The organism is Mesorhizobium sp. ES1-6 (assembly GCF_020164775.1).
Taxonomy (GTDB): Bacteria; Pseudomonadota; Alphaproteobacteria; order Rhizobiales; family Rhizobiaceae; genus Mesorhizobium.
In genome coordinates this window covers 640,270-662,978 of sequence record NZ_JAIUGU010000002.1, presented here as the reverse complement: position 1 = coordinate 662,978, position 22,709 = coordinate 640,270, and the positions used below count along the sequence as shown (strand labels likewise).

23 protein-coding genes are annotated in these 22,709 nt (G+C 64.1%); 8 read left to right on the top strand and 15 right to left on the bottom strand.

All coding sequences use genetic code 11. The features are described 5' to 3' along the window. Nucleotide 1: 1 nt before the first annotated feature. From LB564_RS07830 to LB564_RS07815, 4 genes are all read right to left on the bottom strand, one after another. Nucleotides 2–901 (bottom strand): NAD(P)/FAD-dependent oxidoreductase, encoded by a 900-nt coding sequence (locus tag LB564_RS07830; protein WP_224536367.1) that lies wholly within the window; start codon nucleotides 899–901, stop codon nucleotides 2–4. Further along, on the bottom strand, nucleotides 891–1,340 hold the full coding sequence (locus tag LB564_RS07825; RefSeq protein WP_140706478.1) for an RrF2 family transcriptional regulator: 450 nt from the start codon (nucleotides 1,338–1,340) through the stop codon (nucleotides 891–893). Before LB564_RS07825 ends, LB564_RS07830 begins: the two co-directional genes overlap by 11 nt. A gap of 65 nt (nucleotides 1,341–1,405) precedes the next feature. Then, nucleotides 1,406–2,767, bottom strand: a complete 1,362-nt coding sequence (locus tag LB564_RS07820; RefSeq protein WP_224536365.1) for a sensor histidine kinase — start codon at nucleotides 2,765–2,767, stop codon at nucleotides 1,406–1,408. Between the two features lie 10 nt (nucleotides 2,768–2,777). Then, on the bottom strand, nucleotides 2,778–3,452 hold the full coding sequence (locus LB564_RS07815; protein ID WP_224536364.1) for a response regulator transcription factor: 675 nt from the start codon (nucleotides 3,450–3,452) through the stop codon (nucleotides 2,778–2,780). 194 nt (nucleotides 3,453–3,646) lie between these two features. Here LB564_RS07815 and LB564_RS07810 point away from each other — a divergent pair, with 194 nt between their 5' ends. The 8 genes from LB564_RS07810 to LB564_RS07775 all read left to right on the top strand — a co-directional run bounded on the left by LB564_RS07810 (nucleotide 3,647) and on the right by LB564_RS07775 (nucleotide 12,067). Next, on the top strand, nucleotides 3,647–4,336 hold the full coding sequence (locus tag LB564_RS07810) for a class I SAM-dependent methyltransferase (RefSeq protein ID WP_224536362.1): 690 nt from the start codon (nucleotides 3,647–3,649) through the stop codon (nucleotides 4,334–4,336). Then, nucleotides 4,333–4,950 (top strand): DedA family protein, encoded by a 618-nt coding sequence (locus LB564_RS07805; RefSeq protein ID WP_224536360.1) that lies wholly within the window; start codon nucleotides 4,333–4,335, stop codon nucleotides 4,948–4,950. The genes LB564_RS07810 and LB564_RS07805 overlap by 4 nt, the downstream gene beginning before the upstream one ends. 80 nt (nucleotides 4,951–5,030) lie before the next feature. After that, nucleotides 5,031–5,942: a LysR substrate-binding domain-containing protein gene (locus LB564_RS07800; RefSeq protein ID WP_224536358.1), complete on the top strand. Its 912-nt coding sequence runs from the start codon at nucleotides 5,031–5,033 to the stop codon at nucleotides 5,940–5,942. A 206-nt stretch (nucleotides 5,943–6,148) separates the two neighbouring features. After that, on the top strand, nucleotides 6,149–7,303 hold the full coding sequence (locus LB564_RS07795; protein WP_224536713.1) for an ABC transporter substrate-binding protein: 1,155 nt from the start codon (nucleotides 6,149–6,151) through the stop codon (nucleotides 7,301–7,303). 235 nt (nucleotides 7,304–7,538) lie between these two features. Continuing rightward, nucleotides 7,539–8,537: an ABC transporter ATP-binding protein gene (locus LB564_RS07790; protein WP_224536355.1), complete on the top strand. Its 999-nt coding sequence runs from the start codon at nucleotides 7,539–7,541 to the stop codon at nucleotides 8,535–8,537. A gap of 283 nt (nucleotides 8,538–8,820) precedes the next feature. Further along, nucleotides 8,821–9,726, top strand: a complete 906-nt coding sequence (locus LB564_RS07785; RefSeq protein ID WP_224536710.1) for an ABC transporter permease — start codon at nucleotides 8,821–8,823, stop codon at nucleotides 9,724–9,726. Then, entirely contained in the window at nucleotides 9,716–10,531 is an 816-nt protein-coding gene (locus tag LB564_RS07780) for an ABC transporter permease (RefSeq protein ID WP_224536352.1), read from the top strand. The genes LB564_RS07785 and LB564_RS07780 overlap by 11 nt, the downstream gene beginning before the upstream one ends. 108 nt (nucleotides 10,532–10,639) lie before the next feature. After that, nucleotides 10,640–12,067 carry a gamma-aminobutyraldehyde dehydrogenase gene (locus LB564_RS07775; RefSeq protein WP_224536350.1) on the top strand — a complete coding sequence of 476 codons (1,428 nt, stop codon included), beginning with the start codon at nucleotides 10,640–10,642 and terminating at the stop codon, nucleotides 12,065–12,067. Between the two features lie 190 nt (nucleotides 12,068–12,257). Here the strand turns inward: LB564_RS07775 and LB564_RS07770 are convergent, their stop codons facing one another. The 11 genes from LB564_RS07770 to LB564_RS07720 all read right to left on the bottom strand — a co-directional run bounded on the left by LB564_RS07770 (nucleotide 12,258) and on the right by LB564_RS07720 (nucleotide 22,700). Next, nucleotides 12,258–12,572 carry a hypothetical protein gene (locus LB564_RS07770; protein ID WP_224536346.1) on the bottom strand — a complete coding sequence of 105 codons (315 nt, stop codon included), beginning with the start codon at nucleotides 12,570–12,572 and terminating at the stop codon, nucleotides 12,258–12,260. A 39-nt stretch (nucleotides 12,573–12,611) separates the two neighbouring features. Continuing rightward, the gene (locus LB564_RS07765) at nucleotides 12,612–12,974 is read right to left on the bottom strand and encodes a nuclear transport factor 2 family protein (RefSeq protein WP_224536344.1); all 363 of its coding nucleotides are present in this window, start codon (nucleotides 12,972–12,974) and stop codon (nucleotides 12,612–12,614) included. Nucleotides 12,975–13,065: 91 nt separating this feature from the next. Beyond that, nucleotides 13,066–13,545 (bottom strand): carboxymuconolactone decarboxylase family protein, encoded by a 480-nt coding sequence (locus LB564_RS07760; protein WP_263491302.1) that lies wholly within the window; start codon nucleotides 13,543–13,545, stop codon nucleotides 13,066–13,068. A gap of 108 nt (nucleotides 13,546–13,653) precedes the next feature. Next, a complete protein-coding gene (locus tag LB564_RS07755; RefSeq protein ID WP_224536340.1) occupies nucleotides 13,654–15,207 on the bottom strand; it encodes an alpha/beta fold hydrolase in 1,554 nt (517 codons plus the stop codon). Between the two features lie 112 nt (nucleotides 15,208–15,319). Next, a complete protein-coding gene (locus LB564_RS07750) occupies nucleotides 15,320–15,631 on the bottom strand; it encodes a formate dehydrogenase subunit delta (protein ID WP_140706452.1) in 312 nt (103 codons plus the stop codon). Continuing rightward, nucleotides 15,621–16,451 (bottom strand): formate dehydrogenase accessory sulfurtransferase FdhD, encoded by an 831-nt coding sequence (gene fdhD / locus LB564_RS07745; RefSeq protein ID WP_224536338.1) that lies wholly within the window; start codon nucleotides 16,449–16,451, stop codon nucleotides 15,621–15,623. Before fdhD ends, LB564_RS07750 begins: the two co-directional genes overlap by 11 nt. A 2-nt stretch (nucleotides 16,452–16,453) precedes the next feature. Beyond that, entirely contained in the window at nucleotides 16,454–19,366 is a 2,913-nt protein-coding gene (gene fdhF / locus LB564_RS07740) for a formate dehydrogenase subunit alpha (RefSeq protein ID WP_224536336.1), read from the bottom strand. Nucleotides 19,367–19,376: 10 nt separating this feature from the next. Further along, a complete protein-coding gene (locus LB564_RS07735; RefSeq protein WP_224536334.1) occupies nucleotides 19,377–19,628 on the bottom strand; it encodes a hypothetical protein in 252 nt (83 codons plus the stop codon). Nucleotides 19,629–19,632: 4 nt separating this feature from the next. Beyond that, entirely contained in the window at nucleotides 19,633–21,189 is a 1,557-nt protein-coding gene (locus LB564_RS07730) for a formate dehydrogenase beta subunit (protein ID WP_224536332.1), read from the bottom strand. Beyond that, nucleotides 21,186–21,665, bottom strand: a complete 480-nt coding sequence (locus tag LB564_RS07725; RefSeq protein WP_224536331.1) for a formate dehydrogenase subunit gamma — start codon at nucleotides 21,663–21,665, stop codon at nucleotides 21,186–21,188. The genes LB564_RS07730 and LB564_RS07725 overlap by 4 nt, the downstream gene beginning before the upstream one ends. Before the next feature lie 135 nt (nucleotides 21,666–21,800). After that, nucleotides 21,801–22,700, bottom strand: a complete 900-nt coding sequence (locus tag LB564_RS07720; RefSeq protein WP_140706442.1) for a LysR family transcriptional regulator — start codon at nucleotides 22,698–22,700, stop codon at nucleotides 21,801–21,803. Between the last annotated feature and the right edge of the window lie 9 nt (nucleotides 22,701–22,709).

Genomic DNA, 22,709 nt, shown 5'->3' with positions numbered 1-22,709 from the left:
TTTAGCCGAACACCAGGGATTGATGAGCGCACACGCCCGCGAAGGTGCCGCCCGACACCGCGAAGGCGATGTTGTGCATCGCCCGTGCCGCATCGCCGGCGGCGTAGACACCGGGAACCGTCGTCTGCTGCCTGTCATCGACCGAGATCACCGGGCCGAGCAGGCCGTCCTTGAAGTCGCAACCGAGCTGTTCCGCCAGCGGGCTCGCCATCGTGTTGCGCGGCGCGGTGAAGATCGCCTTGACGCCGGCATTCCGGCCGCCATCGAGGTGGACAACCAATCCGCCGGAACCGTCTTCCTCGAGCGCTTGGACGGTCGCGGGCTCAAAGCGGATATTCTTGCCATCAAGGGCGGCGATCTCCTCGGCGTCGGGCTCGAGCAGGCCATTGCCGAACAACGTGACGTTGCCCCAGTCGGAAATCAGCTGCGCCTGATGCACGGACATCGGGCCGGTGGCGAGCACGCCAAGCGGCCCGCCGGAAACCTCGTAGCCATGGCAATAGGGGCAGTGCAGCACGGTCCTGCCCCATTGCCCGGCAAGCCCGGGAACCTCCGGCAGGATGTCGCGCACGCCAGTGGCCAGCACCAGACGTGCCGCGCCGAATGTCTCGCCGCCATCGGTTGCGATTTCGAAATCGCTGCCGCTGTTGGCAACCGCCCTGTCGGCGCGCGCGGTGACAAGCCTGGCTGTCGGATAGGCAAGCAATTGCCGCCTTGCATCGTCGAGGATCGCTCGGGGTGTACGGCCGTCCTGACCGAGAAAGCCGTGCGAATACGCGGCGAAGCGGTTGCGCGGCTGGCCGGCATCGATCACCAGCACCTTGCGCCGCGCCCGCGCCGCCTGGATTGCGGCGGACAGGCCGGCAAAGCTGCCGCCAAGGACGGCAAGATCATACTGCATGGCTGGAAACTCCAATGAGGTCATAACGGCGGCGGAAATCGGCTGTGAGGTCGGCCAGGGTGATGTGGCTGAGTTTCTCCTGCAGCAATCTTTCGGCCGCGATGCGAAAATCGTCGAGCACGGCGATCACAGCTTGCTCGACGAGGCAGCCGGGGCTTTCCGGCTCGGTGCTGAACGGCAACAGCGTCTCGCCAAGGGCGGCGCTGATTTCGGCCAGAGAGATGTCTTCGGGCGCGCGCCCGAGCAGCCAGCCGCCGCCATGGCCGCGTGAGGAGGTGACGATGCCGGCATCGCGCAGGCCCGCGATGGTCCGGCGCACCACCACCGGATTGGTGTGGATGAAGGTGGCAAGCTGCTCGGAGGTCAGCGCCTGCGCTGGCTTCTCGGCCATGTGGACGAGAATGTGCAAGGTAGAGGACAGTCGACTGTTGCGTTTCATGTAACTTAACTAGTTACGATAAATCGCGATGTCAAATACCGCGTGGTCGATTTGCAATGCCGGTGTTATGCCGGCAAGGTGCGAAAACTCATCCTGAAGCAGGCGCCGCTCGGTTTGCCGTCGAGAATCTCGATGCGGCCGCCATGGAGATGCATGATTTCCTGCACGAGGTTGAGGCCGAGGCCGGCGCCGTGATCCTGCGGACGCAGCCGGTAGAAGGGCTCGAAAATGCGCTCCCGCTCGCCCGGCGGCACGCCGTCGCCCTCGTCTCGGACCTCTATGGTGGCGGGCGCCGTGACGCTGACGGTGATCTTGCCGGCGCGGCCGCCATGCTCGATGGCGTTCTGCACGATGTTAGTCACCGCGCGTTCGATCGCGGTGCGGTCGCCGGTGGCGAGAACCGCGTCCCGCTCCGGCTCGAACGACATCTGGTAGCCGGCCGAGAACGCCATCGGTGCGAGGTCGACGATGACGCCGCGCGCGATCGCCACGAGGTCTACCCTTTCGAAGGCCGTTGTCTGCCGGTCGAGGCGCTGCAGGTCGAGCAACTGGTCGGTCAGCGTCGAAAGCCGCGCCGCATCCTGCAGCAGCCGTGCCCGCTCCGGTGTCGCCGGCAGCGAGGCAAGCCGCGTGTTGAGGATGGCGACCGGCGTCCTGAGTTCATGGGCGGCGTCGGTCAGGAAACGCTTGTGACGTTCATAGCCCTTGTCGAGCCGCGCAAGAGCTGCGTTCACCGCCTTGACCAGCGGCGCCACTTCCTTTGGCACATCCTTCAGCGGCAACTGCACGCCGCGCTGGTCGATGTCGATGCGCTCGGCCTCGGCCGCCGCATGGCCAAGGCCCGACAGCGCGCCGCGCACCACCCATGGCGTCGCGAACAGCGTGGCCAGCGCCATCAGCCCGGCGAGCGGCAATATGCCTTGCAGGAAGAATTGCGGCGCCTGGCCGAGCAGGCGCGGCAGCGAAAGCCCGCCCTTGGTGCCGGTGAAGATCTGGACGTTGCCGGCGGCCGTATCGGTCCAGCGGATCTTTCCCTCCGGTGGCGCGGCCTGTCCGATTGCGTGGTCGATACGGGCGTCGCTGATGGTGTCCAGCAGTCCGACAAAGGGCTGGAAAATGGCCGGCACCGTACCTTCCTGCAGTCGCTGCCCTTGCTTGTCGCGGATGATGAACCAGAGGTCCGGAACGTTCGAGCGCAGCTTTGCCATATCCGGCGTCTCGCTGATAACGAGCTTGCCGCCGGCATCGCGCGTCACCGCATCCGCCAGCACGTCCATTGTGCCGTCCTCATAGTCGTGCGGTATCAAGCCGGTGGCCAGCATGGCGCCGAGAATGCCGACGATGATGAGGGTCAGCATCGCGCATTGCAGCAAGGCGATGCGCAGCACCAGGCTCCATTTCAGCGAACGCGGGCGCTTGAGGCTCATCGCTCGGCGCTCATGTCGTTTCGCGCAGGAGATAGCCGACGCCGCGAATGCCGTTGATCGTCACCCCGGCATCGGCGTCGGCGAGCTTGCGGCGCAGGCGCGAGACATGAGTGTCGAGTGCGTTGGACTGGATCTCGTCGTCGAGGCCGAACACCGCCTCCATCAGCGCCTCGCGCTGCACCATGCGGCCGGTGCGCCGCATCAGCGCCTCCAGCACCAGGAGTTCGCGCCGTGGCAGGCTGAGCGGTTCGGCACGGATCGATGCTTCGCGATGCCCGACATCGAGCACCAGATCGCCGGCGCGGATGAACTGCGATTGCATCGGTGCCGGGCGCCTGAGCAGCGCGCGCAGGCGGGCAAGCAACTCCTCGAAGGCGAATGGTTTTGCCAGATAGTCGTCCGCGCCCATGTCCAGCCCGTCGACCTTGTCCGCTGTGTCGCCTTTCGCCGTCAGCACCAGAACGGGCGTGGTGTTCCTGGCCGAACGCAGTCTCGGCACCAGCGACAGCCCGTCGCCATCCGGCAACTGACGGTCGAGCAGGATGGCGTCATAGCTGTCGACGGCAACGAAGCCTTCGGCTTCGGTGAGCGAGCCGGCATGATCGACCACCATGTCGTACCGCTTCAGCGCGGCACGCAAGGCAGAGACCATTTCGGGCTCGTCCTCGACCAGTAATATACGCATCCTCGTTCCCTTTGGCGGCCATCTATCCGGCGGCGCTACACCGCCAACATTGCGCAAGCATGGCAAACCCGATGGCCTGAACAGCGAACCTTTCTTTCACGTCGCCACATTGCGCAATGTCTATGCAATCCAGTCGCGGCAAACAGCGCCGGCCGGCACACCCCCTGTGCCGGCATCAGGCGTCGGGCCCGATTATGCAACAGGGTCAGGCCCGGCGCCCACGTGAAATCAAATGGCCACGCAAACGGGCTGGCGTGATGTTGTCCGGGATTGAGGTTACAATGTCTGCAAATGATGCTCTGTCTTTTCTCATGGCGTGGACGGTGGCGCCGTTCAGGATCGGCTCCGTCACGCCGTCCAGTTCCAGCCTGGCGGCGTTGATGACGCGCGACATCGGTCCGGAGACAGGCCCTGTGCTGGAGCTTGGCCCGGGAACCGGCCCCTTCACCCGCGCGCTGTTGTCGCGCGGCGTGAGGGAGGAGGATTTGACACTGATTGAATCCGATCCGGATTTCGCCGCGTTGCTGAAGCGGCGATTTCCGTTGGCGCGGATATTCGAGATGGATGCGGTCGGCCTGCGCCATCTGTCGTCGCTGTTCCCCGGCCTGCTGGCTGGCGCGGCGGTCAGCGGTTTGCCCTTCCGGCTGATCTCGCCGCGCAAGACACTTGCCATTCTTGAAGGCGTTTTCGCGAACCTTCGCCCGGGTGGGGTGCTCTATCAGTTCACGCTCGGCCGGCGCTGCCCGTTCGACCAGTCGTTGCTCGATAGGCTCGACCTGGAGGTCACGCGGGTCGGCCATACCTTTCGCAATTTTCCGCCGGCGACGGTCTATCGCGTATCGAGGATCAAGACCGTCAGTACCTACGATTGGCGCTTCGCATGAGCGGTCCGCTGTCGGCCATTCTTGGCCTCGGCCTGCTTGGCGTCTTCTGCATCGCCTTCACCGAGAAGATTCTGCCGGTCCCGCCGTCGCATGTGTTCTTGTTGTTCCTTGGCATGACGGCTGCGCCGGATGGCGCGTCGCTGGCAATTCTGCTCGGCGTGACCACGCTGGCCTCCGCCAGCGGCTGCCTTGTCTGGTACACTGTCGGCCGCCGCATCGGAATTGATCGCGCCGACAGGCTGGTCGAGCGGTTCGGCCGATATGTCTTCCTGCGTCCGGCGACCTACCACAGGCTCGGCCAGGCCTATCGCCGTTATCATGTCAGGGTTTCCCTGCTGGCGCAGTTCATCCCGACGGTGCGCAATTACTTGCCTATCGCGGCCGGCGCGCTCTGCCTGCCAGCTTTGCCCTTTGTGGTCGCGACGCTGATTGGAGCCACGCTCTGGAATGCCGGTTTTCTGCTTACAGGCTATGCGCTGCATGGCAGCAGCCAGAGCCCGCTCACAGTAGGCTTCCGCATCATCGTCATCGTGCTGGCGCTGGAAATGGCATTCATGCTTGCCTTGCGCTATGGCCCGGCATGCTGGCGGCGCATCCGGCCGATGCTGGGCTGAGCCGCGGCCAGGCATCCAGCCATGGGATAAGCTTTGGCCATCGGCTTTCCTTCGCTTGCCTGCCGGTGTTTAGTCCGGCCATGGCCTTCACCATCCGCCAGTTGCAATTCTTCGTCGCGGTCGCCGAGCAAGGCACGGTGTCGCGCGCCGCGCAAAACCTCTCCATCTCGCAATCGTCGGTCACCGAAGCGATCAAGGAGCTTGAAAGCGATCTTGGCGTCGAACTGTTCGAGTGCCATTCGCGCGGCCTGAACATCACCCACAAGGGCCACCAGTTCCTGCGTCACGCGACAAAGATTCTCGCCGACGTGTCCGACGCCCGCCGCTCTTTTTCTGGTGAACAGGCGGTGGTGGGCGGCCGGCTGCAGCTCGGCGTCACCTCGCTTGTCGCCGGCTATGTGCTGTCGGATCTGCTTTCCCGCTACCGCCGCGCCTATCCCGGCGTCGATGTCTCGGCCATAGAGGACAATGGCGACTACCTCGAACACTTACTGATCGGCGGCAAGCTCGACATTGCCGTCATGGTCACCTCCAATCTGCGCGACCGCACTGCCCTGCAATCGGAAATCCTCGAAGTCTCGGCCTATCGGCTGTGGCTGCCGCTCGGCCACCCCTTGGCTGGCGCCGACATCATCGGCATCGGCGATATCGCCTCCGAACCGCTGATCATGCTGACCGTCGACGAGATCGAGGAGAACACCGGCAAGCTGCTGACGGCGATCGGCGCCAGGCCGCACGTCGCCTTCCGCACCCGTTCGGTGGAAGCCGTGCGCAGCCTCGTCGCCACCGGCGCCGGCGTGGCGCTGCTGCCGGATCTCGTCTACCGGCCCTGGTCGCTGGAAGGTGACCGCATCGAATCGCGCGACATTTCGGGCTCCTTGCCGGTGGTGCAGGTCGGCATGGTCTGGCGGCGTGGCTCCGGCCTGCCGCCGGCGGCGCGCGACTTCATCGGCCTCGCCCAGTCGCAGCGAACGGTTCGCCAGCGTTTGTGATAGAGATATCGGAAAAACCGATATCGGCCTTCTGATAAATGAATTTGCGAAACCGGAATTTTCAAAGCACCTTCCGGTACAGGGACCAAAGCTGCCATCAGAGTAGCGTCAAGTCCAACGGACGAGCTGACACGTTTTTCAGTCCGCGCGTGATCTGGCGAAACCGGAGCGGTTTCAGGATCCCGCGCCAAAATGGGAGATCGATGATGAATTCATTCCTGAGGTCATGCACTGCGCTGACGGTCGCGCTGACCTTCTCCGGTCAGGCCATCGCCCAGGTCAAGGAACTGGGCAAGGGCGAAGGCGAGGTCAACATCGTTGCCTGGCCGGGCTATATCGAGCGCGGCGAGACCGACAAGGGCTATGACTGGGTCACCGCCTTCGAGAAGGAGAGCGGCTGCAAGGTCAACGTCAAGACCGCCAACACGTCGGACGAGATGGTCTCGCTGATGAACGAGGGCGGCTTCGACCTCGTCACGGCTTCGGGCGATGCCTCGCTGCGCCTTGTCGCCGGCAAGCGTGTGCAGCCGATCAACACCGATCTCATCCCGAGCTGGAAGGCGGTGGACGATCGGCTGAAGGACGCGCCTTGGTTCACCGTCGACAAGGTGCACTATGGCGTTCCCTATCAGTGGGGCCCAAACATCCTGATGTACAACACCGAGGTGTTCAAGGAAGCGCCGAAGAGCTGGAACGTCGTCTTCGAGGAAATGAAGCTGCCGGACGGCAAGTCCAACAAGGGCCGCGTCCAGGCCTATGATGGACCGATCCACATCGCCGACGCCGCCAACTACCTGATGTTCCACAAGCCGGAACTCGGCATCAAGGATCCCTACGAACTGAACGAGGACCAGTACAAGGCCGCGCTCGAATTGCTGCGCGTCCAGCGCACGCTGGTCGGCCGCTACTGGCATGACGCCGCCATCCAGGTCGACGATTTCCAGAACGAAGGCGTCGTCGCCTCCGGTTCGTGGCCGTATCAGGTCAACACGCTGGTTGCCGCCAAGAAGCCGGTCGCCTCGACCGTGCCGGAAGAAGGCGTCACCGGCTGGGCCGATACAACCATGATGGAGGCCGACGCGGCGCACCCGAACTGCGCCTATATGTGGCTGGAGCATTCACTCTCGCCCAAGGTGCAGGGCGATGTCTCGGCCTGGTTCGGCTCGCTGCCGGTCGTGCCCGCCGCCTGCAAGGGCAACGAGTTGCTCGGCGAGGAAGGCTGCAAGACCAACGGCTACGACAATTTCGACAAGATCAAGTTCTGGAAGACGCCGGTCTCGAAATGCGCCACCCAGAACAACCAGTGCGTTCCCTACTATCGCTGGGTGTCGGATTATATCGGCGTCATCGGCGGACGATGATTTTCGCCACGCATTACTTGATAAGTTGACGCTGCCCCTCACCCTTACCCTCTCCCCGTGAAGAACGGGGAGAGGGGGTCGCCAGCGTTGGAGCGCTTCCCTTCTCCCCGTCACTATACGGGGAGAAGGCGCCGGTTCACCCTCCGTAGCTGCATCGCAGCGAAGGATGGGCAGGCGGATGAGGGGCAGCGCTGACGCCCGAGATTTTGAAGAGCCTGACAGATCAGGACACCCAATGACATCAGCCGTTTCCTTTCAAAAAGTATCGCGCCATTTCGGCAGCGTCCGCGCCGTCGACGCGGTCGATCTCGACATCGCGCCGGGCGAATTCTTCGCCATGCTCGGTCCTTCGGGTTCGGGCAAGACGACGTGCCTGCGGCTGATCGCCGGCTTCGAGCAGCCGACATCAGGGTCGATCTCGATCTTCGGCGAACGCGCCGAGGGCGTGCCGCCCTATCGCCGCAACGTCAACACCGTGTTCCAGGACTATGCGCTGTTCCCGCACCTCAACGTGCTCGACAATGTCGCCTACGGGCTGATGGTCAAGCGCGTCGGCAAGGCCGAGCGGCACAAGGCGGCGGAAGAAGCGCTGTCGCTGGTGCGGCTGCCCGGCTATGGCGCGCGCCGGCCGGGCCAGCTTTCCGGCGGCCAGCGCCAGCGTGTCGCGCTCGCCCGTGCGCTGGTCAACCAGCCCAAGGTGCTGTTGCTCGACGAACCGCTCGGCGCGCTCGACCTCAAGCTGCGCGAAAACATGCAGGAAGAACTGAAGTCGCTGCAGAAGGCGCTCGGCATAACCTTTGTCTTCGTCACCCATGACCAGGGCGAGGCGCTGTCGATGGCCGACCGTGTCGCCGTTTTCAATGACGGCAGGATCATGCAGATCGGCACGCCGGAGGACATCTACCAGCGGCCGCAGACGCGCTTCGTCGCCGATTTCGTCGGTTCCTCCAACGTGCTGCCGCCGGACTTCGTCCAGCGTTATTCCGGCCAACGCCGCTGGGGCAGCCTGCGGCCTGAATCCATTCGCGTCGGCCGCGCCGCAAGCGGCGAGGGTGTGGCCGCGCGTCTCGTCTCGACCAACTATCTCGGCGCCACGACAAGGCTGGCGCTCGACGCCGACGGGTTGAAGCTGCATGCCGTGGTGCCGGCGGGCACGGCCCTGCCGGCCGATGGCGAGGCGGTGGTGCTGACGTTTAATGCCGAGAGCTTGCATCTGATGGATGAGGCGGTTTGATGGAGGTTTGCGCGAAGCACCCCCCTCTGTCCTGCCGGACATCTCCCCCGCAAGGGGGGAGATTGGTTGCCCCCGCGGGCATCGCCAATCTCCAAAGTTGTATAGCTGGCGGGACAGACAAACAGCCAATCTCCCCCCTTGCGGGGGAGATGTCCGGCAGGACAGAGGGGGGTGTGAAGGATCTCTGCTTTGCCGCAATTGATCCAATCGCCACGGTCGCGCCATGACATCAGCCGCCCTCAACGCCAATCCTGCCCCCGCCATACTCCCCGGCAGCGGCGGCATGCGTGGTGCGCTGTCCGACCTCTTCTGGCGCTGGCCGCAACTGCTTCTGCTCCTCATGCTGCTGCCGCCGGTCCTGTGGCTCGGCATCGTCTATATCGGCTCGCTCTTCGCGCTCTTGGCGCAGAGCTTTTTCTCCATCGACGAGTTCTCCGGCCTCATCAACCGCCAGTTCACGCTGAAGACCTATGGCGACCTGTTGCAGGCCGCCAATCTCGACATCATCCTGCGCACGGTGACGATGGCGGCACTGGTCACGCTGGCTTCGGCCGTCGTCGCCTTCCCCATCGCCTACTACGCGGCGCGTTATGCCCGGGGGCGCTGGAAGGCGCTGTTCTATCTCGGCGTTATGCTGCCGCTATGGTCGAGCTACCTGGTCAAGATCTACGCCTGGAAGCTGATCCTGGCCAAGGAAGGCATTTTGACCTGGCTGCTCGCCAAGCTGCATTTGTTGTGGCTGCTCGACGCTTGGCTGTCGCTGCCGGTCGTCGGCGGCAACTCGCTGTCGGTGTCCTTTACCGGCACCTTCATCGTCTTCGTCTATGTCTGGCTGCCCTTCATGATTCTGCCGGTGCAGGCGGCGCTGGAGCGCGTGCCCGGAAATCTGGTCGAGGCCTCGTCCGATCTCGGCGCCTCGCCCGGTCAGACTTTCCGCAACGTGCTGTTTCCGCTGGCGCTGCCCGGCATCGTCGCCGGCTCGATCTTCACCTTCTCGCTGACGCTGGGCGACTACATCATCCCGCAGATCATCGGTACCTCGCGCCTGTTCATCGGCCAGGCCGTCTACTCGCAGCAAGGCACCGCCGGCAACATCCCGCTCGCCGCCGCCTTCACCGTGGTGCCGATCGTCATCATGGGCTTCTACCTCTGGGGCGCCAAGCGCATGGGGGCCTTCGATGCGCTCTGATCGTGGTCAATGCGCCCCGCTCGGCCTGAAGATCGCGGCCGCCTGCGGCCTGCTGTTCCTGCATCTGCCGATCCTGCTGATCTTCGTCTATGCCTTTACCACCGAGGAGAAGAGCTTCGTGTGGCCGCCGCCCGGGCTGACCACGCAATGGTTCGCCGTCACCTGGAACCGGCCCGACGTCTGGGAAGCGCTGTCGCTGTCGGTGCGCGTCGCCGCCATCTCGACGGCGATCGCGCTGGTGCTGGGAACGCTCTGCGCCGCCGCCGTGTCGCGGACCAAATTGTTCGGCCGCGAGGCGATCTCGCTGCTGGTCATCCTGCCGATCGCGCTGCCCGGGATCATCACCGGCATCGCGCTGCGTTCGGCCTTTTCGCTGGCCGACATTCCGTTCTCGTTCTGGACTATCGTGCTCGGCCACGCCACCTTCTGCGTGGTCGTCGTCTACAACAACGCTGTCGCCCGCTTCCGCCGCACCTCGGGTTCGATGATAGAGGCCTCGATGGACCTCGGCGCCGACGGTTTCCAGACCTTTAGGCATGTCGTGCTGCCCAATATTGCCACGGCTCTGCTTGCCGGCGGCATGCTTGCCTTCGCGCTGTCCTTCGACGAGGTCATCGTCACCACCTTCACCGCCGGCCAGCAGCAGACCGTGCCGATCTGGATGCTGGAGGAACTGATCCGTCCGCGCCAGCGCCCGGTGACCAATGTCGTGGCCATGGTCGTCGTGCTGGTGACGCTGCTGCCGATCCTGTTTGCCTATTACCTGACCCGCGACGGCGACCAGATCGCCGGTTCGGGCAAATGAGAACAGTGAGTAGTGAGTAGGGATTGGCGAATAGGGAAACCCACAGACGAAGCCTGATCATCACTTACTACCAACTACTCACTATTCACTCTGTTCAAGGAGGACCCAATGGACACCCAGATGCTGATCGGCTCGAAATTCGAGAAGGGCACGGAGACCGAGGAGCCGATCCTCAATCCCAAAACCGGGGCGACCATTCTCAACCTGCCCGAGGCCAGCCAGGCGCAAATCGAGGCGGCTGTCGTTGCCGCCGAAAAAGCCTTCGTCTCGTGGTCGCGCACCACGCCGGCGCAACGCTCGGGCTATCTGCTGAAGATCGCCGACCGCATCGAGGCGGAGGCCCGCGAGTTCGCGACGCTCGAGGCGCTGAACTGCGGCAAGCCGATTAATGCCGTGCTCAACGACGAAATCCCGGCCATCGTCGACTGCTATCGTTTCTTCGCCGGCGCGGTACGCTCCATGCCCGGCGTCGTCGCCGGCGAATACCTGCCCGGCCACACCTCGATGGTGCGGCGCGACGCGATCGGCATCGTCGCTTCGATCGCGCCTTGGAACTATCCGCTGATGATGATGGCCTGGAAGCTGGCGCCGGCGATTGCCGGCGGCAACACCGTCGTCTTCAAGCCGTCGGAGCAGACGCCGCTGACGGCGCTGAAGCTGGCGAAAATTCTTGCCGAAATCCTGCCGGAAGGCGTGGTCAATGTCGTGCTTGGCCGCGGCGACAGTGTCGGCAACACGCTGATCAACCATCCCAAGGTCAACATGATCTCGATCACCGGCGACGTCGCCACCGGCAAGAAAGTGCTGCAGGCCGCCGCCAAATCGGTCAAGCGCACGCATCTGGAACTCGGCGGCAAGGCGCCGGTTATCGTCTTCGACGACGCTGACCTCGGCGCCGTCGTCAACGGCCTGCGCGCCTTCGGCTATTACAATGCCGGCCAGGACTGCACCGCCGCCTGCCGCATCTATGCCGGCAAGAAGATTTACGACAAACTCGTCGCCGACCTTTCCTCCGCCGTCTCGATGATCAAATACAACCAGCCGGACGACACCGAGAACGAGATCGGGCCGCTGATCTCGCGCCGTCAGCGCGACCGTGTGTCGAGCTTCGTCGAGCGTGCTTCGGAACTGAAGCACATCGAGATCACCACCGGCGGCAAGCCGGGCGAGGGCACCGGCTTCTACTACCAGCCGACGGTCGTCGCCGGCGCGCTGCAGGAGGACGAGATCGTACGCCGCGAAGTCTTCGGCCCGGTCGTCTCGGTCACCCGCTTCACGGAAGTCGACGAGGCGGTCAACTGGGCCAATGACAGCGACTACGGCCTGGCGTCATCGGTATGGACCAAGGATGTTTCGCGCGCCATGGCCACCGCCGCCCGCCTGCAATATGGCTGCACCTGGATCAACACGCACTTCATGCTGACCAACGAGATGCCGCATGGCGGATTGAAGCAATCCGGCTATGGCAAGGACATGTCGCTCTACGCGCTGGAGGACTATACCGCCGTGCGCCATGTGATGGTGGCGCATGGATAGAAAATCCCTTCTCCCCGTTTACGGGGAGAAGGTGCCCGAAGGGCGGACGAGGGGCGGCGCAAACCTCGGACGTTCAGGGTGGGTTACCCGTGCGAAATCACGTCAGAACAAATAGATAGCAGAGGTCAGCGCCGCCCTCATCTGCCTGCCGGCATCTTCTCCCCGTAAACGGGGAGAAGAACGAAAGCCACTACTCCACAACCCTGAAAATCTGCCACAGGCTGGTGCCCGATACGACATAGGGTTCGATCTCCTTGCCCCATTTGGCATGCGCGTCGATCTTGCCGATCTTGGCGAAGAACTCTTCCAGCTGGGCCAGGCTCTCGACCTGGTGGTGGGTTTCGATCGTCGCTTCCCGCGCACCGATCGATCCGGTCATGATCTGGAAGTTGAGATCGGCGATACCGACCTGCGAGCCGATCTCGCGTTCCCATTTTCGCGTCAGTTCGAGCACGGTCTGCTTGTGCCCGAACTTGGCGTCGATCTGCCATCTGGCGCTGAACATAATGATTTCCTCCCTCTTTTGCCTGCTGCCGTTGTTGATCTATTCGTCCCAGGCCTGCACGACGGTCTGCCGTGCGATCCGCCCGTTCTTCAGTTCCAGCATCGCGGCGCAGAACACCTTGGTGCCGTCCGGGTAGGCGCAGGCTTGCGTGAAGGCGAGGTTGTCGCCGTCGGCGATGGTGGTGTCGACCTTGTGGGTCATCGCCCGGCTGCAGATATCGTCCCAGAAGGTGCCGATGGCCGCGCGGCCGCGGATTTCGCGCGGCTTGCTCGGCGGATTGTTGCGGTCGATCACCCGCACCAGCGCATCGTCGGCATAGAAGCTTGACAGCATCTTGCCGTCACGGCCCTCGATCGCCTTCTTGATCGCCGCGCCGTCCACATTTTGTGTCTTGGTCAGCATTTCATCCTCCATTGGCCCGTTCGATGCCGGGCGTTCGACTGATCATGCGCTGCCCGACACCAGCGTCGGACAGCGATTGGTCACCGTGCATTCACTGCGACTTGGCCTTGACGGCCGCGAACACGTCGTCGGTCTGCTTCTTGAAAGTGGCGAAATCGACCTGGCTGCCATTGAGGATCGTCGACCAGTGGCGCACGATTCCGGCCATCGCGATGGTCTCCTTGATTTCCTCGTCCGATGCGCCGTTGAGCCTGGCCGCCTCGGTGTGGAAATAGATGCAGTACTGGCAGGGGATCTGCGCGGCGACCGCAAGCCCCATCAACTCCTTGGTCTTGCCGTCGAGCGCGGTCTTGGGGTTGAGCTGCACCCCTTTGATTTCCGCCCAGGCGCCGGCGATGGCCACGTCAGGCAATGCCTTGAACATGTCCGGCACCGAGCCGAGCGTCGCCTCGATGTCCTTGTAGGCGGCGGTGGCCGAGGCATCCTCTGCCTTGGCCGGAACGATGGCGAACAGTGCGCCGATGCCTGCGGCTATCAGCAGTGACTTCAGGATCCGGTTCGACTTCTCCATCTCATCCTCCATTCGCAGTGCCGTCACGGCGATATCGCCTGGCCTGCATAGGAAGAATTGGTAGCGCTTCTGGCGCTGGGGCCGCTTCGCTCGAAAGCGCCATGGCTCTCATGGCCCGTCCGGGCCAGCATGTCTGGCCGAAAAGGCCGCCGCCGCCGCCCGCGACGGCAAATCGAGCTTGAGCAGTATGTTGGCGACGTGGCGCTTGACCGTATGCTCGCTGAGCCTGAGCTCCGCCGCGATCGCCGCATTGCTCTTGCCGTCCGCGATCAGGCTCACCACCTCGCTTTCCCGCGCCGTCAAGGACGCCGGCTCCGACGGCTTGGATTTGGGGCGGCAGGCAGGCTCCAAATGCTGTTCCGACGTTGCCTGGACCACCGGCAGCGGTTCCCCCAGTTCGTCGAGGCTGATGCGGCCGGCATCGACGAAGTGCAGGCCGGAGCCCGCCGCAAGGTCGGCGACCAGCCGCGAAGCAAGGATGTCGCCGCGCCCGGCATGGGTTGCGAGCTGCATCGTTACCCGCGCCGTCAGACCGACCGGGGCGCCGCGCAATTCGATCTCGCCGACATGCACGCCCTGCGCGCTCGCTATGCCGATCTGCTGCGCCGCGTCGCGCAGCGCCGCCGCGCAGCGGATCGCGCGCGCCGGCCCGTCGAAGCGCGAGATCATTAGCTCGCCATGCGTGCCGGCAATGCGGCCGCCATGGCGGCCCACCAGCAGCCGCCATGTCTCCTGGAAGCGCTGGCTGCGCTCGCTCCACATGCGGTCGCCGAGCTTGGCGGTGTCGGAAGTGCGCGTCACCAACAGCGCGGCAAGCACGCGCTCCGGATCGGCAACCGCTGGCTGGCCAGTCAGAAACTCTTCGATCAGGTCGGCAACCCTGTCTACGTCCCCGGTCCAGATCGGATGATCGCGCCCGGGGATCTCAACCAGCCGGGCGCCATGGATCTTCCTGGCAAGAAAGCGGCTGGCCTCGGGGTCGACGCGCACATCGTTGCGGCGGTGGACGAGCAGCGTCGGCGCGCTGATCGCCGGCAATATGCCGCGCACATCGATCCCGGCATTCATCCGGGCAAGGACAGCCGCGGCGGTCGGGCTGGCCGACAGCCGCTCGAACCGCCCCCACCACTGGGCAAAATGCGCGTCATCGACCCTGCCCGGCGCGAAACTGGGCAAGGTGGCACCGGTGCCCCAGGCTGTCTCGGCGGTTGTGATGAAGGCTTCCAGACGCTCCGGCGGCATCACCCATTTGTGGAAATGCGCGTAGCCGCCATAGAGCGCCAGGGCCCGCGTCCGCTCCGGATAGGTGGCGGCGAACAGCATCGCCAGCGGCGCCCCTTCCGAGGCGCCGAGAATCGCCGCGCGGCCGCTGCCGGCCGCATCCATCACCGCGCGCACATCGTCCATGCGGGTCTCCAGGCTGGGCAGGTGACGGACATCGACGCGGTCGGAAAGACCGGTGCCGCGCTTGTCGAACAGGATCAGCCGCGAGAAGGCGCAGAGCCGCCGCAAGAGCCTGGTATAGCCCTCGTCTTCCCAATGCAGGTCGAGATTGGAAATGAAGCCGGGCACGAAGACGAGGTCGAACGAGCCCTGGCCGACCACCTGATAGGCGATCCGCACCTCGCCGCTAAGGGCGTATCGGGTCTCGATCGGCCTCACGAGGGTGCCCGCCCGGACTGACGACTTCTGGTCGCCAACCATAGCAGAGCTGCCTTGGTTACGGCAGCTTAAACTTTAGCAAACTGAAATATAAGCCGGCGCGGCTGCTGGCCTATCCCTGCGACGCGGCGACGTCACCGGGCGAAGCCTCGAGGCCGAGCTTGCGATCGGCCTCTGCCGGCGTGATCGGACGCTTGATCCTTGCCGAAGCGACCACGACCAGTTCGTCGAAGCCCTCGCCGCCGCTGTCCAGCATCTCGAAGAACTGGCGCCGCATCCTTGGCTCCCAGAACTTGTTGATGTGCTCGGCGACGCCGGCAACGCCTTCCTCGCGTGGCCTGGAGTGGAAGAAGGCCGCGATCTGGTTGGCCATGCGCACCAGCTTTTCCTTGGTGCTCATGATGTGCTCTTCGTCATGCGACATGCTGGGCAACTCCGGATGCCACCCGGTCAGGGTGGGTGAAAATGTCGAAATCATCGCCGCGCACCAGCGCCACCAGCGTCATGCCGGCCTCTTGAGCGGTGCGGATGGCAAGCGCGGTGGGAGCGGAAACGGCGATGATGAAGGGGGAACCGATCGCCGCCGTCTTCTGCACCATCTCCACCGAAACACGGCTGGTCACCACGACCGCGCCCGATGCGCCATCGATATTGGCCTTGGCCAGCGCGCCCGCCAGCTTGTCGAGCGCGTTGTGGCGGCCGACATCCTCGCGCGCCATGACGACACCCTTGCCGGGCACGTAGAAACCGGCGGCGTGCACGGCCCCCGTCTCGGTATGCAGCGGCTGCACCTTCGACAACAGCTTGACCGAACGAGTGATGTCGTCGGCGTCAAGCGTAAGCTTTGACGCACTGACCGCATCGACCGAGCGCATCGCTTCCTCGATGGATTCGATGCCGCAGAGCCCGCAGCCGACCGGTCCGGCAAGCCGTCGCCGCCGCGCCTCGAAGCGCGTATTGGCCTGGTCCTTCAGCATGATCTGGATGTCGATGCCGGCACCATGATCTTCCACTTCGATGGCTTCGATCTCGTCAGGCTCGGCGATGATGCCCTCGGTCAGCGAAAAGCCGAGCGCGAAATCCTCGAAATCGGCCGGGCTCGCCATCATCACCGCATGCGTGGTGCCGGCAAAGGAGAACGCCACCGGCGTCTCCTCGGGCACCATGCGGTTGGCCGCGGCCGTGCCGCTGGCGCGATGCGCCAGCCGCGATATCTGCGTCGTCGCTTTGCGGCGCGCGGCCAAGACTACTCCGCCGCCTGCAGCGGAGAGATGCGGCGGCTCTGCTTGGCCTGTTCGTCATAGTCGCGCTGCCATTCCGACGGGCCGTTAGACGCGCCAACCTGCACCGCCGTCACCTTGTACTCCGGGCAGTTGGTCGCCCAGTCGGAGAAGTCGGTGGTGATGACGTTGGCCTGCGTGTCGGGATGGTGGAAGGTGGTGTAGACCACACCCGGCGACACCCGGTCGGTGATCAGCGCGCGCAGCGTCGTCTCGCCCGAACGGCTGGTCAGCCGCACCCAGTCGCCGTCGCGCAGGCCGCGATTCTCCGCGTCGTGCGGGTGGATTTCGAGCCGATCCTCGGAGTGCCACATGACGTTTTCGGTACGCCGTGTCTGCGCGCCGACATTGTACTGGCTGAGGATACGGCCGGTGGTCAGGAGCAGCGGGAAGCGCGGTCCGGTTCTTTCGTCCGTCGCCACATATTCGGTACGGATGAACTTGCCCTTGCCGCGCACGAAGCCGTCGACATGCATGATCGGCGTGCCGAGCGGGGCCTTGTCGTTGCAGGGCCATTGCACGGAACCGACGCGGTCGAGCAGGTCGAAGGAGACATTGGCGAAGCTTGGCGTCGTCTTGGCGATCTCGTCCATGATCTCGGACGGATGCGTATAGTTCCAGTCGAGGCCGATGGCGCGGGCGAGCTCCTGCGTCGCCTCCCAGTCGGCATAGCGCGCCTTCGGCGCCAGCACCTTGCGCACCATGTTGATGCGGCGCTCGGCATTGGTGAAGGTGCCGTCCTTCTCGAGGAAGGTCGAGCCGGGCAGGAAGACATGCGCGTAGTTCGCCGTCTCGTTGAGGAAGAGGTCGTGCACAACCACGCATTCCATCGCGGCAAGGCCGGCGGCGACATGCTTGGTGTCGGGATCGGACTGCAGGATGTCCTCGCCCTGGATGTAGATGCCCTTGAACGAGCCGTCGACGGCGGCATCCAGCATGTTGGGGATGCGCAGGCCGGGTTCGTCGTCCAGCTTCACGCCCCACAGGCTCTCATAGATGTCGCGCACCGCGTCGCCCGAAATGTGCCGATAGCCCGGCAGTTCATGCGGGAAAGAGCCCATGTCGCACGAGCCCTGCACATTGTTCTGGCCGCGCAGCGGGTTCACGCCGACGCCCGGCCGGCCGATATTGCCGGTGGCCATTGCGAGGTTGGCAATGGCCATCACCGTGGTCGAGCCCTGGCTGTGCTCGGTCACGCCGAGGCCGTAGTAGATCGCGCCATTGCCGCCCTTGGCGTACATGCGCGCGGCACCACGGATCAGTTCGGGATCGACGCCGGACAGCTTGCCGACGGTTTCGGGGCTGTTTTCAGGCAGGGCGACGAAGGACGCCCAGTCCTGGAACTCGGCCCAGTCGCAGCGCTCGCGGATGAAGGCTTCGTCGAACAGGCCCTCGGTGACGATGACATGGGCCAGCGACGTCAGCACGGCGACATTGGTGCCTGGCTTCAGCGGCAGGTGGTAGTCGGCCTCGACATGCGCCGACTTGACCATCTCGGTGCGACGCGGATCGAGCACGATCAGCTTGGCGCCCTGGCGCAGCCGCTTCTTCAGCCGCGAGGCGAACACCGGGTGCGCTGACGCCGGATTGGCGCCGATGATGACGGCGACGTCGGTGAATTCGACCGAGTCGAAATCCTGCGTGCCGGCCGAGGTGCCGTAGGTCTGGCCGAGGCCGTAACCGGTCGGCGAATGGCAGACGCGGGCGCAGGTGTCGACATTGTTGTTGCGGAAGCCCTGGCGCACCAGCTTCTGGACGAGATAGGTCTCCTCATTCGTGCAGCGCGAGGAGGTGATGCCGCCGATGGCGGTGCGGCCGTACTGGTACTGGATGCGGCGGAATTCCCTGGCCGTATGGGCGATCGCCTCTTCCCAGCTCACTTCGCGCCAGGGATCGCTGACCTTTTCGCGGATCATCGGCGACAGGATGCGGTCCTTGTGGGTGGCGTAGCCATAGGCGAAGCGGCCCTTCACGCAGGAATGGCCGTGGTTGGCCATGCCCTCCTTGTAGGGCATCATGCGGATGACCTCGTCGCCCTTCACTTCAGCCTTGAACGAGCAGCCGACGCCGCAATAGGCGCAGGTGGTGACGGCGGAGCGCTCCGGCAAGCCCTTTTCGAGCACGGTCTTCTCGCGCAGCGCGTCGGTCGGGCAGGCCTGCACGCAGGCGCCGCAGGACACGCATTCGGAAGCGATGAAGTCCTCGTGCATGCCGGCGACCATGCGCGATTCGAAGCCGCGGCCCTCGATGGTCAGCGCGAAAGTGCCTTGCACCTCTTCGCAGGCGCGCACGCAGCGCGAGCAGACGATGCATTGCGCCGGATCATAGGTGAAATAAGGATTGGATTCGTCGCGGGCGATGTAATCGACCGCCAGCGAGCCATGGCCCGGCGCGACGCCATTTTCTTCCTTGACGTGGTTGCGGCCCTCGACGCCGTAGCGGTTTTCGGTCAGGCCGACGGACTTCGCCACCACATCGAACTCGCTGGCGCCGGTTCCGGCCTTCTCATTCCAGCCGGTCGGATGGTCGGAGACGTAGAGTTCCATGACGCCGCGGCGGATGGCGTCGAGCCTGTCCGATTGCGTGCGCACCACCATGCCTTCGCCGACGGGCGTCGTGCAGGAAGCCGGCGTGCCGCCGCGGCCTTCGATCTCGACGAGGCAGATGCGGCAGGAACCGAAGGAATCCAGCATGTCGGTAGCGCAGAGTTTCGGGATTTCGACCCCGCCCTCCATCGCCGCGCGCATGATCGACGTGCCTTCCGGCACGCTGATCGAGCGGCCATCGACGGTCAGCGTGACCTGCTTCTCGGCCTTCGATTGCGGCGTTCCGTAATCGAGTTCTTCGATGAGCGTCGGGAAGTCGGCCTTGATGTTCATCTGCCAGTTCCTATTCTACTGTTTCGGCGACGGGCGTCAGTGACTCTCTCGCTGACAGGCCAAAATGCTCGATTAGTTCAAAAGGTAAATCTTTTTCGAAAGCCGTGAAAGTGATTGACCCGTCACTTTCAAAATATCGGATTTCGAGAACGATCCTTGGCTCTTGTTCGACAATTTCCGTCACCTCCAGATACATGCTGTCTGGCTCGTTATCGCTACACAGCATGACCTCAAATTGACGGGTCTGATATTCAAGGGCCATCGGCCTACTCCGCTGCCTCGGCAACTGGCGCGGGCTTGAAATCCTCGGGGAAATGCGTGATCGAGCTCATCACCGGGTAGGGCGTGAAGCCGCCCAGCGCGCAGAGCGAACCGAACTTCATCGTGTTGCAGAGGTCGGTGACCAGAGCGAGGTTCTTCTCCGGCTCGATGCCGGCGGCGAGCCTGTCGATGGTTTCCACGCCTCGCGTCGAGCCGATGCGGCAAGGCGTGCACTTGCCGCAGCTTTCGATGGCGCAGAACTCCATGGCGAAGCGTGCCTGTTTCAGCATGTCGGCAGTATCGTCGAAAACTGTGACGCCGGCGTGGCCAATCAGCCCATCACGCTTGGCGAATTCTTCGTAGTCGAACGGCGTGTCGAAGAGCGCGCGTGGGAAGTAGGCGCCGAGCGGTCCGCCGACCTGCACCGCCTTGACCGGACGTCCGGTGGACGTGCCGCCGCCGATATCGTCGACGATTTCGCCCAGCGTCAGGCCGAAGGCGGTTTCGAACAGGCCGCCTTGCTTGACGTTGCCGGCGATCTGGATCGGGATCGTGCCGCGCGAGCGGCCCATGCCGAAATCCTTGTAGAAGGCGGCGCCCTTGTCCATGATGATCGGCACCGAGGCCAGCGAGATGACGTTGTTGATCACCGTCGGCTTGCCGAACAGCCCTTGGATGGCCGGCAGCGGCGGCTTGGCGCGCACCACGCCGCGCTTGCCCTCCAGGCTGTTCAAGAGCGAGGTTTCCTCGCCGCAGACATAGGCGCCGGCGCCGACACGGATTTCCATGTCGAAGGCATTGGGCGAACCCAGCACATTGACGCCGAGCACGCCGTGCTTGCGGGCAATCTCGACGGCCTTGTTCATAACAGCCACTGCATGCGGATATTCCGAGCGGATGTAGACAAAACCCTTGGTGGCGCCGGTGGCGATGCCGGCGATCGCCATGCCCTCGATCAGCACGAAGGGGTCGCCTTCCATGATCATGCGGTCGGCGAAGGTGGCGCTGTCGCCCTCATCGGCGTTGCAGACGATGTATTTGCGTTCCGATGTCGTATCGAGCACCGTCTTCCATTTGATGCCGGTCGGGAAGCCGGCGCCGCCACGGCCGCGCAGACCGGACTCCGTCACCTGTTTGACGATGTCGGCGGGTGCCATGGCCACCGCGTTCTGCAGGCCATTCAATCCGCCGAGCGATTTGTAGGCATCGAGCGACAGCGGGTCGTTGATGCCGCAGCGCGCGAAGGTCAGCCTGGTCTGCTTGGCGAGGAACGGGATCTTGTCGGGGGCGCCGAGCCAGCGCTTGTGATGCCCGCCCTTGAGGAAGCCGCTGTCGAACAGGCTCTTCACGTCCGACGGCTTCACCGGCCCGTAGGCGACACGGCCGGTGGCTGTCGCTACTTCGACCATCGGTTCCAGGAAATAGGCGCCGCGCGAGCCGTTGCGCACGATCTTGGCTTCGATGCCGCGCTCGGCAAGCTCGTTTGCGATCGCCTTGGCGACCTTTTCCGCGCCCAGCGCCAGCGCGCCGGAATCGCCGGGAATGTAGATGCGGGGGGTCATGCGCGCACCTCGGCGACGATCTCGTCGATCTTCTCGTTATCGAGCCGTCCGATCACCTCGCCGTCCAGCATCGCCGACGGCGAACAGGCGCACAGCCCGAGGCAATAGACCGGCTCGAGCGTCACCGATCCGTCACGCGTGGTCTCGTGGAAATCGATACCGAGCAACTGCTTGATCCTGGCGGCGACGGCGTCCGAACCCATCGACTGGCAGGCTTCCGCCTGGCAGAGCTTCAGCACGTGCCGGCCGGCCGGCCGGGCACGGAAATCGTGATAGAAGGTGACGACGCCGTGCACTTCGGCCCTGGAGAGGTTCAGTCCATCGGCGATGACGGGAACTGCCGCCTGCGGCACATGGCCGAACTCCTCCTGGATGCCATGGAGGATCGGGAGCAGCGGACCTTCGAGGTCCTTCAGGTCTTGAACAATCGCCGCCGTGCGCGATGCGATCTCGGTACTTGCAGGCTGCATCGTCATGCAGCGCCCTCCCTGGTCGATAGCGTTCTAGCGCTAAGTCGTTACAAAAACAGAGGAAACCGGTGAAATCAATAAAGCTGATCCGTCGGTTGATAGAAATCTTCTATCAATCCCGCCCAGCCGCCATTATCTAGCCTAGCGGTGCGCGCGGAAATCGTCTGCCAGCGCCATCGCCTCGTCCAGCAGCGCCTGCACCAGCGGCGTGTGCGGTTCCCGTGGCGCGGCCACCAGGCCGACCGTGTGGCTGGCATCGGGCTCGACGATCGGGATGGCTCGGATCGGTTCGGAAAAACCGAATGTTTCCGCAAGGTTGAGCGGCATGATCGACGACCATTTGCCGGTCCGGATGTGCGAGAACAGCACGATCATCGAATTGGATTCGAGCGTCGGCCGCACCTGCACGCCGGCTTCCGCCAGATGCTGGTCGATGATGCGGCGGTTCTGCATGTCCGGCGTCAACAGGCAGAGCGGCAACTGGCTGATCTCCGCCCATGTCACTTTGTCGCGGTCGGAATAGGGGTTTCCGATGGCGGTGATCAATTGATAGCGCTCGTCATAGAGCGGCACGCTGGTCACCCGTCCGAGCGGCTCGTTGTCGAGATAGGTGATGCCGGCATCGACGTCGAAATTGCCGAGCAGCGACAGCACTTCGATCGAGGTGCGCGACAGGATCGAGAAGGTGACGCCCGGGTGCTTGTCGCGGAATGGCGTCGTCAGCCGCGCCACCATGGCGAGCGCGGTAGGAATGGCGGCAATGCGGATTCGGCCTGAAAGGCCGTGGCGGGCGGCGCGCATCTCCTCGCGCATGGTCCTGGAGTCGCCGACAATGCGGCGTGCCCAGACCAGCACCTGCTTGCCCTCCGGCGTCAGCCCCTGGAATCGTGACCCGCGATTGACCAGCATGACGCCAAGCTGGCCTTCGAGCTGCTTGATGCCGGCCGACAGCGTCGGCTGGGTGACGCCGCACACTTCCGCCGCCCGGCCGAAATGCTCTTCCCTGGCCAGCGCGATGAAGAATTCGAGTTTGTCGATCATTGGCCGAAG

Coding starts and splice junctions, on each gene's coding strand:
- LB564_RS07805 (WP_224536360.1), top strand. CDS start 4,333: ATGAGCGGTCCGCTGTCGGCCATTCTTGGCCTCGGCCTGCTTGGCGTC.
- LB564_RS07820 (WP_224536365.1), bottom strand. CDS start 2,767: ATGAGCCTCAAGCGCCCGCGTTCGCTGAAATGGAGCCTGGTGCTGCGC.
- LB564_RS07750 (WP_140706452.1), bottom strand. CDS start 15,631: ATGTCGCATGACGAAGAGCACATCATGAGCACCAAGGAAAAGCTGGTG.
- LB564_RS07760 (WP_263491302.1), bottom strand. CDS start 13,545: ATGGAGAAGTCGAACCGGATCCTGAAGTCACTGCTGATAGCCGCAGGC.
- LB564_RS07830 (WP_224536367.1), bottom strand. CDS start 901: ATGCAGTATGATCTTGCCGTCCTTGGCGGCAGCTTTGCCGGCCTGTCC.
- LB564_RS07785 (WP_224536710.1), top strand. CDS start 8,821: ATGCGTGGTGCGCTGTCCGACCTCTTCTGGCGCTGGCCGCAACTGCTT.
- LB564_RS07775 (WP_224536350.1), top strand. CDS start 10,640: ATGGACACCCAGATGCTGATCGGCTCGAAATTCGAGAAGGGCACGGAG.
- LB564_RS07815 (WP_224536364.1), bottom strand. CDS start 3,452: ATGCGTATATTACTGGTCGAGGACGAGCCCGAAATGGTCTCTGCCTTG.
- LB564_RS07810 (WP_224536362.1), top strand. CDS start 3,647: ATGCAACAGGGTCAGGCCCGGCGCCCACGTGAAATCAAATGGCCACGC.
- LB564_RS07795 (WP_224536713.1), top strand. CDS start 6,149: ATGAATTCATTCCTGAGGTCATGCACTGCGCTGACGGTCGCGCTGACC.
- LB564_RS07825 (WP_140706478.1), bottom strand. CDS start 1,340: ATGAAACGCAACAGTCGACTGTCCTCTACCTTGCACATTCTCGTCCAC.
- fdhF (WP_224536336.1), bottom strand. CDS start 19,366: ATGAACATCAAGGCCGACTTCCCGACGCTCATCGAAGAACTCGATTAC.
- LB564_RS07800 (WP_224536358.1), top strand. CDS start 5,031: ATGGCCTTCACCATCCGCCAGTTGCAATTCTTCGTCGCGGTCGCCGAG.
- LB564_RS07730 (WP_224536332.1), bottom strand. CDS start 21,189: ATGACCCCCCGCATCTACATTCCCGGCGATTCCGGCGCGCTGGCGCTG.
- LB564_RS07735 (WP_224536334.1), bottom strand. CDS start 19,628: ATGGCCCTTGAATATCAGACCCGTCAATTTGAGGTCATGCTGTGTAGC.
- LB564_RS07770 (WP_224536346.1), bottom strand. CDS start 12,572: ATGTTCAGCGCCAGATGGCAGATCGACGCCAAGTTCGGGCACAAGCAG.
- LB564_RS07725 (WP_224536331.1), bottom strand. CDS start 21,665: ATGACGATGCAGCCTGCAAGTACCGAGATCGCATCGCGCACGGCGGCG.
- LB564_RS07765 (WP_224536344.1), bottom strand. CDS start 12,974: ATGCTGACCAAGACACAAAATGTGGACGGCGCGGCGATCAAGAAGGCG.
- LB564_RS07780 (WP_224536352.1), top strand. CDS start 9,716: ATGCGCTCTGATCGTGGTCAATGCGCCCCGCTCGGCCTGAAGATCGCG.
- LB564_RS07790 (WP_224536355.1), top strand. CDS start 7,539: ATGACATCAGCCGTTTCCTTTCAAAAAGTATCGCGCCATTTCGGCAGC.
- LB564_RS07720 (WP_140706442.1), bottom strand. CDS start 22,700: ATGATCGACAAACTCGAATTCTTCATCGCGCTGGCCAGGGAAGAGCAT.